A 17,477-nucleotide genomic window follows, 5' to 3' on the forward strand; every position below is an offset into this window, starting at 1 on the left:
GACGTCGCTCATCCGCCGGTATTCGACCCGCGCGTGCCCCGGCATGTCGCCATCATCATGGACGGCAACGGGCGCTGGGCCAAGCAGCGCGGCCGGCCGCGCACGGCCGGCCACCGCGAGGGCGTCAAGAGCGTGCGCGCCGTGGTCGAGGAGAGCGTGCGCCGGGGCGTCGAGACGCTGACCCTCTTTGCCTTCAGCAGCGAGAACTGGCGTCGCCCGCGCACCGAGGTCAACATCCTCATGGAGCTGTTCATGACCGCGCTGCGCAGTGAGGCACGGCGGCTGAACGAAAATGGCGTGTGTCTGCGCGTCATCGGCGAGCGCGGCGCCTTTCCCGAGAAGCTCCAGCAGCGCATCGCCGAAGCCGAGGCGTTGACCGCCGACAACACCCGGCTCAACCTCCAGGTGGCCGCCAATTACGGCGGACGCTGGGACATCGTCCAGGCCGTGCGGCAGCTGGCCCTGGACGTCCAGGCCGGCTGGCTCGATCCGTCCCAGATCGACGAGCGGCGGCTGGCCGACCGTCTCTCTTTCCCCGATCTGCCCGAGCCGGACCTGTTCATCCGCACGGGCGGCGAACAGCGTCTGAGCAACTTCGTGCTCTGGCAGTCGGCCTATTCCGAACTCTATTTCTCCGACGTGCTCTGGCCGGACTTCGATGCCGCCGCCTATGGTCAGGCGCTCGACGACTATGCCCGGCGTCAGCGGCGCTTCGGGCTCACCGGCGATCAGGTCGAGCAGACGGTCCCGGCCCTGGTGGATTCCTGTGTCGGATAACGCTTCGCCCGCCTCGAACAATCTGCGCCGCCGCGCTCAGACCGTGCTCTGGCTCGCACCGCTCGTCGTCGGTGCCGTACTCCTGCTGCCGACCTGGGCCTTCGCGCTCTTTCTCGGCGCGGCCATGCTCATCGCGGCCTGGGAATGGTGCGGACTGGCCGGCATCGGCGGACAGGCCGCGCGCCGGTTCTATCTGGCGTTCATCGCCGCCACGCTGGCGAGCCTCTGGCACTGGTCCGAGGCGAGCTGGTCGCCGTTGCTCCTGGCAAGCCTGATCTGGTGGCTCGCTCAGAGCCTGATCATCCCACGCATCCAGCGCATCGAGCCGGTCGACGGGCCGCGTCCTATGCTGCTGATCACCGGACTGCTGATCCTGACCTCGACCTGGGTCGCCCTGCTGAGCCTGCATCGCATCGCGGAACTCGGCCCCGGACTGGTGCTCTCGCTCCTGATCCTGATGGCGATGGCCGATTCGGCGGCCTATTTCGTCGGACGCCGCTGGGGCCGGACCAAGCTCGCTCCGGCGGTCAGTCCGGGCAAGACCCGAGCGGGCGCCTATGGCGCCCTGGCCGGAGCCGCGTTCGTCGGACTGCTCATCGCTGGCTGGCTCGGGCTGGCGCCCTTGGGTGTGCTGGCGATCGCGATGCTGTGCATCCTGGTCGCCATGCTGTCGATCATCGGTGATCTCTACGAGAGTCTGCTCAAGCGCCGGCGTCAACTCAAGGATTCGAGCCAACTCTTGCCCGGCCATGGCGGCCTGCTCGATCGCATCGACAGCCTGACCGCGGCCGCCCCACTCTATGCCCTGGGCATGACCTGGGCCCTGACCTGACTGGAGTAGGACTGTGATTGGCGTGACCGTACTCGGGGCCACAGGCTCCATCGGCGTCAGCACGCTCGACGTGCTGGCGCGTCATCCGGATCGTTTCCGTGCGGTGGCCCTCACCGCCAACACCGACGCCGAGCGGCTGGCCGCGCAGTGCCGCCAGCATCGCCCCCAGTATGCCGTGATGGTCGATCCCACGGCGGCGCGACGTCTGGGCGAACTCCTGGCCGACATGCCCGATCGCCCCGAGATCCTCACCGGCGTCGAAGGGCTCGAACAGGTCTCGGCCCTGCCCGAGGTCGGCTATGTGATGGCCGCCATCGTCGGCGCGGCGGGGCTGCGCCCGACCCTGGCCGCCGCGCGTGCCGGCAAGCGCGTGCTGCTGGCCAACAAGGAATCCCTGGTCGTCGCCGGGGCGCTGCTGATGCAGGCCGCGGCCGACAGTGGCGCGGAACTGCTGCCGATCGACAGTGAGCACAACGCCATCTTCCAGTGCCTGCCGCCAAATTTCAGCGACGGGCTGGACCGGGTCGGGGTGCGGCGCATCCTGCTGACGGCCTCCGGCGGCCCCTTCCGTGATTGGCCGCTCGATCGACTATCCTCGGTCACGCCCGAGCAGGCGTGCGCCCATCCGACCTGGGACATGGGGCGCAAGATCTCGGTCGACTCGGCGACCATGATGAACAAGGGGCTCGAAGTCATCGAGGCCTGCTGGCTGTTCGGCACCGACACCGACCACGTCCAGGTCGTCGTCCATCCGCAGAGCGTCATCCATTCGCTGGTGCAATACGAGGACGGCTCAGTGCTGGCCCAGCTCGGCAATCCCGACATGCGCACGCCGATCGCGCACGCGATGGGCTGGCCGGAGCGCATCGACTCGGGCGTCACCCCGCTCGATCTGTTCGCGGTGGCGCGGCTGGATTTCCAGGAACCGGACTTCGCGCGCTTCCCCTGTCTGCGTCTGGCCTTCGAGTCGGCACGTGCCGGCGGCACGGCGCCGGCGGTGCTCAACGCCGCCAACGAGATCGCGGTCGCCGCCTTCCTCGACCGGCGCATCGACTTCCCCGGCATCGCCGCCGTGGTCGAGGGGACGCTGGAGGCGCTACCACGCGAGTCGGTCGCGGGACAGGGACTGGAGTTCCTGCTCGACGTCGACCGGCGTGCGCGCGAGCAGGCCGAACACCTGGTCCTGGTGCGCGGCTGAGGGCCAGTCCAAAACCTGCGGCCCGATGCCATGGCGATCGGGCCGTTGTGTTTTACGGCGATCGCCCCCCATATTTCGAGGAACAACGCCGACCCCGAACCGGCTTCGCCCCGCCATTGTGATCACTCCCATGGACATGCTCTTCACTATCGCCTCCTTCCTGGTCGCCCTGGCGATCCTGATCACCGTGCATGAGTTCGGTCACTTCTGGGTGGCGCGAAAGCTCGGCGTGAAGGTGCTGCGCTTCTCCATCGGCTTCGGGCGGCCGCTGCTGAGCTGGCGGCGCGGACCCGACCAGACCGAATACGTCGTGGCGGCGATCCCGCTCGGCGGCTATGTGAAGATGCTCGACGAGCGAGAGGAAGCGGTGCCCGAGGCCGAACTCGATCGCGCCTTCAACCGTCAGGCACTCTGGAAGCGCTCGTCGATCGTGGTCGCCGGCCCGCTGTTCAACCTACTGTTCGCCGTGCTCGCCTATTGGGCGATCTTCATGGCCGGCGACACCGGACTCAGACCCATCGTCGGCACGGTGGAACCCGAGTCGGTCGCCGCCGAAGCCGGCTTCCGACCCGGCGACGAGCTCCTGGCGGTCGGCGAGCACCCGGCACAGAGCTGGGAGAACGCGCTACTGGCCCTGACGGTGGCCTCGATGGACGGCAACGATCTGGTCGTCCAGGTGCGCGACGAATCCAATCAGCCGCGCGACCGCCTGATCCCGCGCGAGTCCATCGCCGGGCTGAGCGATGAGCCCGATCTGCTCGCGCGTCTCGGCGTCACGCCACGCCGCCCGAGCATCCCGGCCGTGATCGGCGAGATCCTGCCCGGCGAGCCGGCCGAACAGGCCGGTCTGCGGGTCGGCGACCGGGTGGTCGCCGCTGATGGTGCGCCGATCGGGTCCTGGCGCGAACTGGTGGAGCTGGTGCGCGAACGGCCCGAGACACCGATCGCCCTCGACATCGAGCGCCCGGATGCCGGAATACAGCGGCTCGAACTGATTCCGCGCGCTCTGGACACCGATGGCCAAACGGTCGGACGCATCGGCGCCGGCGTCGAGGCGCGCGAGGATCTCATGGAGGACTATCTGGTGCGCGTCAGCCACGGCCCGATCGAGTCACTCGGACTGGCCGTCGACAAGACCTACGAGATGAGCGCCCTGATGCTGCGCGTCATGGGCCGGATGCTGATCGGCGAAGCGTCGATCCACAACCTGAGCGGTCCGATCAGCATCGCCGAGACCGCCGGACGCACTGCCAGCTATGGTCTCGACTCCTTCGTCAAGTTCCTGGCCGTCGTCAGCATCAGCCTGGGCATCCTCAACCTGCTGCCGATCCCGGTGCTCGACGGCGGGCACCTGATGTTCTATCTGGTCGAGTGGATCAAGGGCAGTCCGGTCTCCGAGGAAGCCATGCTCCAGGGCCAGAAGGTCGGTTTCCTGCTGCTGGCGGCACTCATGACGCTCGCCTTCTACGTCGATCTGTCGCGACTATTGGGCTAACCCGAGCGCATCCCTTATACTAGCGCGCCTTGGATGCCGGCCGCCCGGCAGATCCGGCTTCAATTCAGGGGAAACCGTCTTGCGCGCTAAAATTCAGTCACTCCGCCATGGCGCCTGGCGAGCGCTCCTGTTGTGCGCCCTTGCCACGAGCATACCGGGCATGGCCATCGCGGAGGTCTTCCAGGTCTCGGACATCCGGGTCGAGGGCTTGCGCCGCATCGCCCCCGGCACGGTCTTCAACTATCTGCCCATCCAGGTCGGCGACACCGTCGGCGACGATGTCACCGGCGGCATCATCCGCGCCCTGTATCAGACCGGCTTCTTCGACGACGTGCGCGTCGAGCGCGACGGCAATGTGCTCGTCATCCAGGTGCGCGAGCGTCCGGCCATCGCCGAGATCAAGATCAGCGGCAACAAGGACATCGAGACCAAGGCACTCGAAACGGCCCTGGCCGACATCGGCCTGAAGGAAGGGCGCGTCTTCAACCGCTCGGTGCTCGACCGCATCGAACAGGAGCTGGAGCGCCAGTACTTCGCGCGCGGCAAATATGGCGTGGTGGTGCAGTCGACCGTCTCGCCGCTGGAGCGCAATCGCGTGGCGGTCAACATCGAGATCATCGAGGGACTGACGGCGCGCATCAAGCAGATCAACCTCATCGGCAACCAAGCCTTCGAGGCTGACGAATTGCGCAAGGTGTTCGAACTCGGGCCGACGCGCTGGAACTCCTTCTATACCAAGAACGACCAGTACTCCAAGCAGAAGCTCGCCGGCGACCTGGAGTCGCTGCGCTCCTTCTATCTCGACCGCGGCTACATCAAGTTCGACGTCAAGTCGACCCAGGTCTCGATCAGCGCCGACAGAAAGGACATCTATGTCACAGTCACGATCGATGAGGGCCAGCCCTTCCGCGTCAGCGACATCAAGCTCGCCGGCGATCCCTCGGTGCCTGCCGAGCAGCTCTTTCCGCTGATCCATCTCAAGCGCGGCGAGTTCTTCTCGCGCAAGCTCACCACCGAGAGTGCCGAGCGCATCTCCAATCTGCTCGGCGATGAGGGCTATGCCTTCGCCAACGTCAACACCATTCCCGAGGTCGACGAGGAGAAGCACGAGGTCGCCGTCACCTTCTTCGTCGATGCCGGCAAGCGCGTCTATGTGCGCCGCGTCGACATGCAGGGCAACACCCGCACCCGCGACGAGGTGCTGCGCCGCGAGATGCGTCAGCTCGAAACGGCCTGGTTCTCGGCCGACCTGGTGCGCAAGTCGCGCGAGCGGTTACAGCGTCTGGGCTACTTCGACGAGGTCGCGATCGAGACGCCGGCCGTGCCCGGCTCGGCCGATCAGGTCGACGTCGAGGTCAAGGTCAAGGAGAAGCCCGCCGGCAACCTGGCTGCCGGTATCGGCTTCTCGCAGTCCGACGGCATCCTGCTCAATGCCAGCGTGACCCAGAACAACTTCCTCGGTACCGGCAAACGGGTGGCGGTCGCCTTCAACAACAGCAGCTCGACCACGCTCTATCAGTTCGGCTACACCAATCCCTATTACACGGTCGACGGTATCAGTCGCGGCTTCAATCTGTCCTATCGCGAGACCGACTACGACGAGCTGGTCGGCGCCGACTACTCGACCGACATCGGAATCGCCGGCCTGAACTTCGGACTGCCGATCACAGACACCAGCCGCGCCGGACTGGGATTCAACTATCAGTATACGGACTTCACAGCCGGTGAATCCGAGATCGCCCAAGACTTCGTCGCCAACAACGGCAATACGTTCAGCGACTTCTCGCTCACGGCCAGCTACACGCGCGACACGCGCGACAAGGCCGTGTTTCCGACGCGCGGCTCACTGCGCAGCCTCCAGGCCGAGCTGACCGTTCCCGGCAGCGATCTCCAGTACTACAAGATCCGCTACGACGAACAGCTCTACATCCCGCTGACCTCGCGCTACATCGTCGCGCTGAGCGCCAACCTGGGCTACGGCGACAGCTATGGCGAAACCAACTATCTGCCCTTCTTCGAGAACTTCTATGCCGGCGGTCCACGCTCGGTGCGCGGCTGGAAAGCCAACACGCTCGGCCCGCGCGAGGTCGGCAGTGACGATCCCGTGGGCGGAAACCTCAAGTTCGCCGGCAGTATCGAGTTCTTTGCGCCCGCGCCGATCGGCGGCCAGTTCGAGAAGTCCCTGCGCCTGGGCGCCTTCCTGGACTTCGGCAACGTCTGGTCGACCTATGACTCGAATCTGCTGACCTACAGCGGCTTCGATCTCGGCGACCTGCGCTACTCGACTGGTGTCTCCGTGACCTGGCTGTCGCCGGTCGGCGCGCTGTCGGTCAGCTTCGCCTTCCCGCTCAACGAGAAGGATGGCGACGAGACCCAGGTCTTCCAGTTCGGATTCGGCCAGACCTTCTGACCCATGGAGGCGTCCGTGAAGACACTCGCCCGGCCGTTCATGGTGGCCGCACTCATCGGCATCACGACCCAGCCCGCTGTGTCCGCCGACTCCGCGTATCGCATCGCCGTGGTCGATCCCAACCGCGTCGTCGAGCAGTCGCCGCAGTACGAGGCCGCGCGCGATGCGCTCCAGCGCGAGATCGAGGAACGCGAACGTGATCTGCGTGAGCAGCAGGAACAGATCACGGCCCTGCAACGCCAGCTCGAACGCGACGGTCCGCTGATGAGCGAGAGCGAACTCCAGCGACTCCAGAACGACATCCGCAGCCGCACGCGCAAGGTCAAGTACGCGCGCGATGAGTTCCAGGACGACTTCGCGCTGCGCCAGAACGAGCTGCGCACCAAGCTCAGCCGTCAGGTCCAGGAGGTCGTGGTCGAACTGGCCAAGGAGCAGAAGATCGACCTCATTCTCAGCGAGGGTCTGGTCTATGCCAATCCACGCATCGACATCTCGGATCTGGTGATCGAGCGGCTCAAGCAGGAGTTCAACAGGAACTCCGGGCCGCGCGCCGACGCCTCGGCTCCGCGCTAGGCGTCTCCTCGCATTTTCCGGCTTGGAGACTCATCCCATGCAGATTCGTCTCGGTGAACTCGCCGTCCGGCTCGGTGTGTCCCTGCGTGGCGACGGCGAAGTCGTGGTCGACCATGTCGCCCAGCTCGACAGCGCCGGGGCCGGCAGCCTGAGTTTTCTCGGCGATCCGGCCTATCGCGCCCATCTGGCCAGGACGCACGCCTCGGCGGTGATCCTCAAGGAATCCGACGCGGCCGACGCCCGGGTGCCTGTACTGCTCAGCGACAACCCCTATCTGACCTTCGCACGCGCGGTGCGCCTGCTGCATCCGCAGCCGGAGGTCGTCGGCGGCATCCATCCGTCCGCCGTGGTCGATCCAGGCGCCCAGGTCGATCCCACGGCCTGGATCGGACCGCTGACGGTGCTGGAAGCCGGTGTAGTGGTCGGCCCGCGCGTCTTCGTCGGTCCCGGCTGTATCCTCGGCGAAGGGGTCGAAGTCGGCGCCGACAGCCGGCTGACGGCGCGCGTGACCCTGTGCGCCGGCACCCGTGTCGGTCAGCGTGCCCTGATCCATCCGGGCGCGGTGATCGGACGCGAGGGCTTCGGCTTCGCGAAGGATGGCGAACGCTGGGTGCGCATCCCCCAAGTCGGGCGCGCGCTGCTCGGCGACGATGTCGAGATCGGCGCCAACACCTCGGTCGATCGCGGCGCCATCGGTGATACGGTCATCGGCCACGGGGTCAAGCTCGACAACCACATCCAGATCGGACACAACGTCGTCGTCGGCGACAACACCGCCATGGCGGCCAACACCGGCATCTCCGGCTCGACCCGCATCGGGCGCAACTGCACCATCGCCGGAGCGGTCGGTATGGCCGGGCATCTGGAGATCGGCGACAACGTACACTTCACCGGCATGGCCATGGTCACCCGGTCGTTCAAGGAGCCTGGTGTCTACAGCAGTGGGATACCAGCCATGCCAAACGCGGATTGGCGACGTAACGCGGCGCGCTTCAGACACCTGGATGAGCTGACGCGCCGAGTCAAGCAACTCGAAACTCTTATTGCCAACATGAACGCAACACACGAGCGGGAGGAGTCCTGATGGATGGATCAGATCCGAATCCACGGGATTCCGATCGACACGCGGGTCGTTCGGAGGATGTCGTGAGCACGATGGATATTCACAAGGTGCTGAGCCTTTTGCCGCACCGTTATCCCTTTCTTCTGGTCGACAAGGTCATCGACTACAAGGTCAACGAGTATCTGACCGCGCTCAAGAACGTCACCTTCAACGAGCCATTTTTCACGGGTCACTTCCCGGTGCGCCCGGTCATGCCCGGCGTGCTGATCGTCGAGGCCATGGCGCAGGCGACAGGACTCCTGGCGATGGCCTCGCGTCCGGATCTGGTCGGTGAAAAATCGCTCTATTACTTCGTCGGCATCGACAAGGCGCGCTTCAAGCGTCCGGTCGAGCCGGGCGATCAGCTCGTCATGGAAGTGCGGCTGGGGCCGGTACGCCGTGGGATCTGGAAGTTCGACGGCGAGGCGCGCGTCGATGACAAGGTGGTTGCGACCGCCGAGATCATGTGCACGGCGCGGGACTTCGACGCTTGATCCACCCCAGCGCCCTGGTCGATCCGGGCGCCGAGCTCGACTCATCGGTCGAGGTCGGTCCCTTTGCCGTGATCGGTGCCGGCGTCGAGATCGACGCCGGCACTCGCATCGGGCCGCACGCCGTGTTGCGCGGGCCGATGCGGATCGGGCGCGACAATCGCATCTTCCAGTTCGCCTCGGTCGGCGAGGATCCACAGGACAAGAAATACAGCGGTGAACCGACCCGGCTGGAGATGGGCGACCGCAATCAGGTGCGCGAGTTCGTGACCCTGCATCGCGGCACGGTCCAGGATCAGGGCGTCACCCGCATCGGCGATGACAACCTGTTTATGGCCTATACCCATGTCGCCCATGACTGCCGCATCGGCAACCAGGTGATCCTGGCCAATGCCGCCTCGCTCGGCGGGCATGTCGAGATCCAGGACTGGGCGATCCTCGGCGGTTTCACCATCGTGCACCAGTTCTGCCGTATCGGGGCCCATGCCTTCTGCGCCATGGGCTCGGTGCTCACGCGCGACGTGCCGCCCTATGTCACGGTCGGCGGGCATCCGGCCGAGCCGCATGGGATCAACAGCGAGGGGCTGAAACGGCGCGGCTTTTCGCCCGAGGCCATTCGCGCCATCAAACGCGCTTATCGCGCCCTCTACATGGCCAATCTCAAGCTCGATGAGGCGCGTGCTCAGATCGCCGAGATGGCCGCCGACACACCCGAGTTGCAGCCGCTGCTGGATTTCATCACGGCCGCTGGACGCGGGCTGGCGCGCTGATCATGGACGATCGACCCGATACGCGCACACCACTGCTCATCGGCCTAGTCGCCAACGAACCATCGGGCGATCTGCTGGGGGCGGCGCTGGCGCGGGCGATCCGCGCGCAGTGTCCTGACGTGCGCTTCGTCGGCGTGGCCGGCCCACGGATGCGTGAGGTCGGCTGCGAGACGCTGTTCGACATGGAGCGGCTGTCGGTGATGGGGTTGGCCGAGGTGCTGGCCCATCTGCCCGAGCTGCTGGGGCTGCGCCGCCGGCTTCTGGAACACTTCATCGCCAACCCGCCGGCGGTCTTCATCGGCGTGGATGCGCCCGATTTCAATCTGGGGCTGGAGCGTCGGCTGCGCGAGCGCGGAATCAAGACCGTGCATCTGGTCAGCCCGACCGTCTGGGCCTGGCGGGCCGGACGGGTCAAGAGCATCCGGTGCGCGGTCGACCGGATGCTGTGCATCTTTCCGTTCGAGCAAGACTTCCTGCGTCGGCACGGCGTGCCGGCGACCTATGTCGGTCATCCGCTGGCCGACGAGATTCCGCTGGAGGTCGATCGTGCCGAAGCGCGTGCGGCGCTCGGACTGCCGGGGGACGCGCCGATCATTGCGCTGCTGCCTGGGAGCCGCGCCGGCGAGATGCGTCGGCTGGCTGCGCCCTTCATCGCTACGGCGCGGTGCTGCCTTGAGGCGCGACCCGAATTGCACTTCGTCGTGCCGCTGGTCAACGCCCGACTGCGCACCCTGTTCGAGGCCGAGTTGCAGCGGCTCGATCCCAACCTGCCGATCACGCTGGTCGATGGTCATGGCCGCGAGGCCATCGCCGCCGCCGAGGCCGTGCTGACCGCGTCGGGAACCGCCACCCTGGAGACGTTGCTGCTCAAACGGCCGATGGTCGTGACGTATCGCCTCCACCCTCTGACGTATCATGTGGTCAAGTGGCTGAAGCTGGTCAAGGTGCCCTATGTCGCCATGGCCAATCTGCTGGCCGGTCGTGCGCTGGCGCCCGAGTTCCTGCAGGACGACTGCCGCCCCGAGTGTCTGGCTCCAGCCCTGCTCGCCTATCTGGACGATCCCGAGCGCGTCGCCACGATCCGGAACGAATACGAGCGCATTCATCGTGAGTTGCGATGCGATGCGGCGGCGAGCGCCGCGCGGGCTGTGCTGGAGCTGATCGGCGATTCGGCGCCATCGAGCCGGAGCATCACTCGAACCGGAAACGAACATGCCACCTCACACCACGCTCGATGAGTCCATCCTGATCGCCGGCGTCGACGAGGCCGGACGCGGCCCGCTCGCCGGCCCGGTGTGTGCGGCGGCGGTCATCCTCGACCCGGCGCGCCCGATCGCCGGTATCGGCGACTCCAAGAAACTCAGCCCCGCGCGCCGTGAGCGTCTGGAACCGCTGATCCGCGACCAGGCGCTCGCCTGGTCGGTCGCCTGGGCCAGTGCCGAGGAGATCGACCGGCTCAACATCCTGCAAGCCACGCTGCTGGCCATGCGCCGCGCGGTCGAATCGCTTCAGATCCGCCCCGTCAAGGCGCTGATCGACGGCAACCGTTGCCCCCAACTGGACATTGCCGCCGAGGCCATCGTCGGCGGTGACGGTTCGGTGCCGGCCATCGGCGCCGCCTCGATACTGGCCAAGGTTGCGCGCGACCGTTTCATGCTCGAACTGGACGCCGAGTGTCCCGGCTACGGCTTTGCCAAGCACAAAGGCTATCCGACACGCGAGCATCTCAATGCGATCGAACGGCTCGGACCCTGTCGCTGGCATCGGCTCAGTTTTGCGCCGCTGTCAAAGTCGCGTTCGCTCGAAACCGATCATGGAGTGAAGCCGCGGTGAGAAGTCGAACGTGGACATGACGTACTTTTCAGGCTGACCCTCTGTCAGGGCGAGCGCCAATCCACTCCTTGACGCTTTCGCGGCAGGTGCCCATCATGAGTGGCTGCTCTTCGCCACGCGTCATCAAAGTGTCATGTACGGCCTTTAGAGTGCGCGGAACGGCGGCGTATCCAGCCCATACTCGCATCTCGGCGCCCGCGCGCGCCCTGTCCCTAGACCCCTCGCCCATGAGCTTCACACGACTTCGATGACAGACCTGGCCACACCCTATTATTTGATCGACGAATCCCGGCTCCAGCGCAATCTTGAAATCATCCGGCAGGTGCGCGAGCGCTCCGGCGCCAAGTCGGTGCTGGCGCTCAAGTGTTTCTCGACCTGGTGCGTGTTCGATCTGATGCGCCAGTACCTGGACGGCACCACCAGCAGTTCGCTCTACGAGGCGCGTCTGGGGTACGAGACGTTCGGCGGCGAGACCCACGCCTACAGTGTCGGCTTTTCGCGCGACGAGGTGCTGGCGGTGCGCGAGTTCGCCGACAAGCTCATCTTCAACTCGCTGTCGCAGCTGCGGCGCTTCCATCCGGACGTGGCGGGTCTGAACCTGGGACTGCGCGTCAATCCGGGCATCAGCTATTCGAACTTCGATCTGGCCGATCCGGCGCGGCGCTATTCGCGGCTGGGCGTCAGCGACAAGGCGGCGCTGGCCGAGGTCGCACCCTGGCTCAAGGGGCTGATGTTCCATTTCAACTGCGAGAACCCGGACGTCGACAACATCCGTGCCTCGCTTGAGACCCTCGGGCGCGAATACGGCGAGCTGCTGCATCGAATGGAGTGGGTGAGTCTCGGCGGCGGGCTGTCCTTCACCCAGGACGGCTATGCGCTGGATGCCTTCTGCGAGGCTCTGCGCGCGTTCAGCCGGACGTTCGACATCCAGGTCTATCTGGAGCCGGGCGAGGCGGCCGTCACCCAGAGTACCGAGCTTGTGACCACCGTGCTCGACGTGGTGCACAATGAGGTCGACATCGCCATCATCGACGCCTCGCTGGAGGCGCACATGCTCGACCATCTCATCTATCGCACCCATCCCCGACTCGCCAGCCCGCCGCCCGGTGAGCACCGGATGATGGTTGCCGGACGCACCTGTCTGGCCGGTGACGTCTTCGGTGACTTCAAACTGGCCGCACCGCTGCAAGTCGGCGACGAAGTACGCATCGCCGATGCCGGCGGGTACACCATGGTCAAGGTCAACTGGTTCAATGGCGTGGCCATGCCCGCGATCGTGGTGCGTCGGCTCGACGGCACCCTGGAGCGGGTGCGTTCATTTGGCTATGACGACTTCAAGCGCAGTCTGTCCTGATCCGCGCCCGCTGGCGAACACCCTGTTTTCCAAGCCACTTCTCAACCACAGCAACGTCCAATCGAGAACTCCATGAAGAAAAACGTGCTGATCATCGGCGCCGGCGGCGTCGCGCATGTGGCCGCGCACAAGGCGGCGATGAACAACGACGTGCTGGGCGACATCTGCATCGCCTCGCGCACCCAGTCCAAGTGCGATGAGATCATCGAGAGCATCCAGCGCAAGGGGCATCTCAAGGATCCGTCCAAGAAGCTCTATTCGCGCCAGATCGATGCGCTCGACATCCCGGCGACCGTCGAGCTGATCCGCGAGACCAATTCCGAGATCGTCATCAATCTCGGTCAGGCGTTCCTCAACATGTCGATCCTGGAAGCCTGTCTCGAAACGGGCGTCGCCTATATCGACACGGCCATCCACGAAGACCCGGACAAGGTCTGCGAGAATCCGCCCTGGTATGCCAACTACGAGTGGAAGCGCAAGGACCGCTGTGCCGAAAAGGGCGTGACCGCCATCCTCGGCGCCGGTTTCGATCCGGGCGTGGTCAACGCCTATTGCGCACTGGCGGTCAAGCGTTATTTCGACAAGATCGAGACCATCGACATCATCGACGTCAACGCCGGCAGCCACGGCCGGTATTTCGCGACCAACTTCGATCCCGAGATCAACTTCCGCGAGTTCATCAAGGTCTGGACCTGGATCGACCGCCAGTGGAAGGAGTATCCGACCCACACGGTCAAGCGCGTCTACGATCTGCCGGTGGTCGGCCCCTCCCCCATCTATCTCAACGGCCACGACGAGCTGCACTCGCTGTCGCAGAACATCGACGCCGAGAGCATTCGGTTCTGGATGGGCTTCGGCGACCACTACATCAACGTCTTCACCGTGCTGCGCACCCTGGGATTCCTCGAACATCTGCCGGTCAAGCTCGCCGACGGTCAGGAAGTGGTGCCGCTCAAGGTGGTCAAGGCCCTGTTCCCCGACCCCAAGACGCTGGCCCCCAACTACACCGGCAAAACCTGCATCGGCAACTTCGTCAAGGGGATCAAGGACGGCAAGCCGCGCGAGCTGCTGATCTATCAGGTCTCGGACCACAAGGCCGCCTATGAGGAAGTCGAATCGCAGGGCATCAGCTACACCGCCGGCGTGCCGCCGGTCGCTGCCGCCATGCTGATCGCCGACGGCACCTGGGACACCAAGACCATGGTCAACGTCGAGGAGCTGGACCCGGAGCCGTTCATCGCCATCCTCGACCGCATCGGCTTGCCGACCGAGTTCAAGGAGATCGAGCCGGGCAGCGCCGAGTCCTTCGACGGTACTGTGCGCGATCTGGAGACCGAGATCGCCGAGTCGACCGCGACCGTCACCGTCTCAGCGGCCAATCCCATGATCGCCGTGGCGCCCAAGCCGCGTTGATCCTCAGAACCGGCGGCCCGAGCGGGCCGCCCGTCCCGCGACCGACTCCAGGCTCGATCATCGCGCCGACCACTCGCTGTCCATCCGTGACCGGCCCGCTTCCCAACTGACGGCGAGCGTGCCGGCCCTTTACTTTCGAGGATTACGCGATGCGTTTCCGTTTTCCAGTCGTCATCATCGACGAGGACTTCCGCTCCGAGAACGCGAGCGGTCTTGGCATTCGTGCGCTCGCCAAGGCGCTCGAAAGCGAGGGGCTGGAGGTGCTCGGCGTCACCAGCTATGGCGATCTGACCTCGTTCGCCCAGCAGCAGAGCCGCGCCTCCTGTTTCATCCTGTCGATCGACGACGAGGAGTTCGGCAGCGGCTCGCCCGAGGAGGCGCTCGAAGCGCTTGCCACCCTGCGCGCGTTCGTCCAGGAAGTGCGGCTGCGCAACGAGGACATTCCGATCTTCCTCTACGGCGAGACGCGCACCTCGCGTCACATCCCGAACGATGTGCTCAAGGAACTGCACGGCTTCATCCACATGTTCGAGGACACGCCCGAGTTCATCGCCCGCTATGTGGCGCGCGAGTCGCGGGTCTATCTCGACAGTCTGGCCCCGCCCTTCTTCCGCGCGCTCACCCACTATGCCGCCGACAGCTCCTACTCCTGGCACTGTCCGGGACACTCGGGCGGCGTGGCCTTTCTCAAGAGTCCGGTGGGACAGATGTTCCATCAGTTCTTCGGCGAGAACATGCTGCGCGCCGATGTCTGCAATGCGGTCGACGAACTCGGGCAACTGCTCGATCACTCCGGCCCGGTGGCGGCCTCCGAGCGCAACGCGGCGCGCATCTTCAATTGCGACCATCTGTTCTTCGTCACCAACGGTACATCGACCTCGAACAAGATCGTCTGGCACTCGACGGTCGCGCCCGACGACATCGTAGTGGTCGACCGCAACTGCCACAAGTCGATCCTGCACGCCATCATCATGACCGGAGCGATCCCGGTGTTCCTGATGCCGACGCGCAATCATTACGGCATCATCGGCCCGATCCCGCTCGATGAGTTCAAGCCCGAGAACATCCGGCGCAAGATCGCCGCCAATCCCTTCGCCAAGGGGATCGACGCCAAGCCGCGCGTCCTGACCATCACCCAGAGCACCTATGACGGCGTGCTCTACAACGTCGACACCATCAAGTCGCTGCTCGACGGCGAGATCCACACCCTGCTGTTCGACGAAGCCTGGCTGCCGCACGCCTCCTTCCACGACTTCTATACCGGCATGCACGCCATCGGCAAGGATCGGCCGCGCTGTCACGAGTCGATGGTGTTCGCCACCCAGTCGACGCACAAGCTGCTCGCCGGTCTCTCGCAAGCCTCGCAGATCCTGGTGCAGGAGTCCGACCAGCGCCAGCTGGACCGCGATAGCTTCATCGAAGCCTATCTGATGCACTCATCGACCAGTCCGCAGTACGCCATCATCGCCTCGTGCGACGTGGCGGCGGCCATGATGGAGCCGCCCGGCGGCACGGCGCTGGTGCATGAGTCGATCATGGAGGCGCTCGACTTCCGGCGCGCCATGCGCAAGGTCGACGAAGAGTTCGGCGAGGACTGGTGGTTCAAGGTCTGGGGGCCGGACTATCTGGCCGAGGAAGGCATCGGTGATCGCGACGACTGGATGCTGCACGCCGACGACCACTGGCACGGCTTCGGCGAGCTGGCGCCCGGTTTCAACATGCTCGATCCGATCAAGGCCACGGTCATCACGCCTGGGCTGAACATGGACGGCGAGTTCTCCGAATCGGGCATCCCGGCGGCGATCGTCACCAAGTATCTGGCCGAGCACGGGATCGTGGTCGAGAAGACCGGGCTGTATTCGTTCTTCATCATGTTCACGATCGGTATCACCAAGGGCCGTTGGAACACCATGGTGACGGAGCTCCAGCAGTTCAAACACGACTACGACCGCAACCAGCCGCTGTGGCGCGTGCTGCCGGAGTTCATCCAGGCCCATCCGCGCTATGAGAAGATCGGTCTGCGCGATCTGTGCGACGAGATCCACGGCATCTACAAGGCCAACGATGTCGCGCGCCTGACCACCGACATGTATCTGTCCGATATCGTCCCGGCCATGAAGCCGGCGGTGGCCTTCGCCAAGATGGCCCATCGCGAGATCGAACGGGTCGGGATCGATGATCTCGAAGGGCGCGTGACCAGCGTGCTGCTCACACCCTATCCGCCCGGCATTCCGCTACTGATTCCGGGCGAGCGCTTCAATGCCACCATCGTGCGCTATCTCCAGTTCGCGCGCGAGTTCAACACCCGCTTCCCCGGCTTCGAGACCGACATCCATGGTCTGGTCAAGGAAGAGAACGGCGGCGAGGTCAGCTATTTCGTCGACTGCGTCAGGCCGCTGTGAGATCGGCGAGATCCAGGGTGATCCACACCGGGCAATGGTCGGAGGGTTTGTCCATCGCCCGGATGGCATAGTCGATACCGACGTCGATCAGCCGCTCGCGCAGCGGGGCCGAGATCAGGATATGGTCGATGCGCAGACCATGTTTCGGCTCGCGCTCGAAGCCGCGCGAGCGGTAGTCGAACCAGCTGAAGCGGTCGGCGGTTTCGGGATGGCGAGTGCGGTAGGCATCGATCAGCCCCCAGTCGAGCAGGGCCTGGAACCACTCACGCTCCTCGGGCAGGAAGGCGCATTTCCCGGTGCGCAGCCAGCGTTTGGCGTTGTCGGCGCCGATCCCGATATCCAGATCCAGGGGGGCGACGTTCATGTCGCCGAGCAGGACGATGTTCTGGTCCGGGCGGAAGGCGGTGCGCAGATAGTCCAGCAGGCCGGCATAGAACTGCTGCTTGGCGGGGAACTTCAGCGGATGGTCGCGGCCTTCGCCTTGCGGGAAGTAGCCGTTGATGACCGTGACTTCGTCACCGTCGGCGAGCCGATATTGGCCTAGTATCAACCGACGCTGGGCTTCGGCGTCGTCGTTCGGCAGTCCCTTGACGACGCTGTGCGGAGACTGTTTGCTCAGGAGCGCCACGCCATAGTGTCCCTTTTGACCGTGAATCCGGACGTCATAGCCCAGTCCGCGCGCCCAATCGAGCGGAAACTGCTCGTCGGCGACCTTGGATTCCTGCAGGGCGAGGATGTCGGGGTCGAGTCCGGCCTTGAGCGCCTCGACCTGATGCGGACGGGCGCGGACGCCGTTGATGTTGAACGAGACGATCTTGAGCACCGGC

General features: G+C 65.2%; 15 protein-coding genes. 14 read left to right on the top strand and 1 reads right to left on the bottom strand.

The window, feature by feature from the left end; all coding sequences use genetic code 11:
* Positions 1-33: 33 nt before the first annotated feature.
* The 14 genes from uppS (at position 34) to ALVIN_RS10270 (ending at position 16,650) form a co-directional block, all read left to right on the top strand.
* The gene (gene uppS, locus ALVIN_RS10200; protein ID WP_263053331.1) at positions 34-777 is read left to right on the top strand and encodes a polyprenyl diphosphate synthase; all 744 of its coding nucleotides are present in this window, start codon (positions 34-36) and stop codon (positions 775-777) included.
* A complete protein-coding gene (locus ALVIN_RS10205; protein ID WP_012971243.1) occupies positions 767-1,609 on the top strand; it encodes a phosphatidate cytidylyltransferase in 843 nt (280 codons plus the stop codon). The genes uppS and ALVIN_RS10205 overlap by 11 nt, the downstream gene beginning before the upstream one ends.
* Before the next feature lie 13 nt (positions 1,610-1,622).
* Positions 1,623-2,807: a 1-deoxy-D-xylulose-5-phosphate reductoisomerase gene (ispC, locus tag ALVIN_RS10210; protein WP_012971244.1), complete on the top strand. Its 1,185-nt coding sequence runs from the start codon at positions 1,623-1,625 to the stop codon at positions 2,805-2,807.
* 130 nt (positions 2,808-2,937) lie between these two features.
* Entirely contained in the window at positions 2,938-4,302 is a 1,365-nt protein-coding gene (gene rseP, locus ALVIN_RS10215; protein ID WP_012971245.1) for an RIP metalloprotease RseP, read from the top strand.
* Positions 4,303-4,381: 79 nt separating this feature from the next.
* Positions 4,382-6,712, top strand: a complete 2,331-nt coding sequence (gene bamA, locus ALVIN_RS10220; RefSeq protein ID WP_012971246.1) for an outer membrane protein assembly factor BamA — start codon at positions 4,382-4,384, stop codon at positions 6,710-6,712.
* Between the two features lie 39 nt (positions 6,713-6,751).
* Positions 6,752-7,285: an OmpH family outer membrane protein gene (locus ALVIN_RS10225; protein WP_043796227.1), complete on the top strand. Its 534-nt coding sequence runs from the start codon at positions 6,752-6,754 to the stop codon at positions 7,283-7,285.
* Positions 7,286-7,322: 37 nt separating this feature from the next.
* Complete coding sequence (lpxD, locus tag ALVIN_RS10230) at positions 7,323-8,369, top strand: UDP-3-O-(3-hydroxymyristoyl)glucosamine N-acyltransferase (protein WP_012971248.1); 1,047 nt, start codon at positions 7,323-7,325, stop codon at positions 8,367-8,369.
* Positions 8,369-8,881 carry a 3-hydroxyacyl-ACP dehydratase FabZ gene (gene fabZ, locus ALVIN_RS10235; protein WP_012971249.1) on the top strand — a complete coding sequence of 171 codons (513 nt, stop codon included), beginning with the start codon at positions 8,369-8,371 and terminating at the stop codon, positions 8,879-8,881. The genes lpxD and fabZ overlap by 1 nt, the downstream gene beginning before the upstream one ends.
* Positions 8,878-9,648 (top strand): acyl-ACP--UDP-N-acetylglucosamine O-acyltransferase, encoded by a 771-nt coding sequence (lpxA, locus tag ALVIN_RS10240; RefSeq protein ID WP_012971250.1) that lies wholly within the window; start codon positions 8,878-8,880, stop codon positions 9,646-9,648. Before fabZ ends, lpxA begins: the two co-directional genes overlap by 4 nt.
* A gap of 2 nt (positions 9,649-9,650) precedes the next feature.
* Positions 9,651-10,886, top strand: a complete 1,236-nt coding sequence (gene lpxB / locus ALVIN_RS10245; RefSeq protein WP_012971251.1) for a lipid-A-disaccharide synthase — start codon at positions 9,651-9,653, stop codon at positions 10,884-10,886.
* Positions 10,861-11,481: a ribonuclease HII gene (gene rnhB / locus ALVIN_RS10250; RefSeq protein ID WP_012971252.1), complete on the top strand. Its 621-nt coding sequence runs from the start codon at positions 10,861-10,863 to the stop codon at positions 11,479-11,481. Before lpxB ends, rnhB begins: the two co-directional genes overlap by 26 nt.
* 247 nt (positions 11,482-11,728) lie before the next feature.
* On the top strand, positions 11,729-12,835 hold the full coding sequence (gene nspC / locus ALVIN_RS10260) for a carboxynorspermidine decarboxylase (protein WP_012971253.1): 1,107 nt from the start codon (positions 11,729-11,731) through the stop codon (positions 12,833-12,835).
* 72 nt (positions 12,836-12,907) lie between these two features.
* Entirely contained in the window at positions 12,908-14,248 is a 1,341-nt protein-coding gene (locus tag ALVIN_RS10265; RefSeq protein WP_012971254.1) for a saccharopine dehydrogenase family protein, read from the top strand.
* Positions 14,249-14,397: 149 nt separating this feature from the next.
* Positions 14,398-16,650 (top strand): arginine/lysine/ornithine decarboxylase, encoded by a 2,253-nt coding sequence (locus ALVIN_RS10270; protein WP_012971255.1) that lies wholly within the window; start codon positions 14,398-14,400, stop codon positions 16,648-16,650.
* Here ALVIN_RS10270 and xthA read toward each other — a convergent pair.
* Positions 16,637-17,473, bottom strand: a complete 837-nt coding sequence (xthA, locus tag ALVIN_RS10275) for an exodeoxyribonuclease III (protein ID WP_012971256.1) — start codon at positions 17,471-17,473, stop codon at positions 16,637-16,639. The genes ALVIN_RS10270 and xthA overlap by 14 nt on opposite strands.
* Positions 17,474-17,477: the final 4 nt, after the last annotated feature.

It is taken from the genome of Allochromatium vinosum DSM 180 (assembly GCF_000025485.1).
Taxonomy (GTDB): Bacteria; Pseudomonadota; Gammaproteobacteria; order Chromatiales; family Chromatiaceae; genus Thermochromatium; species Thermochromatium vinosum.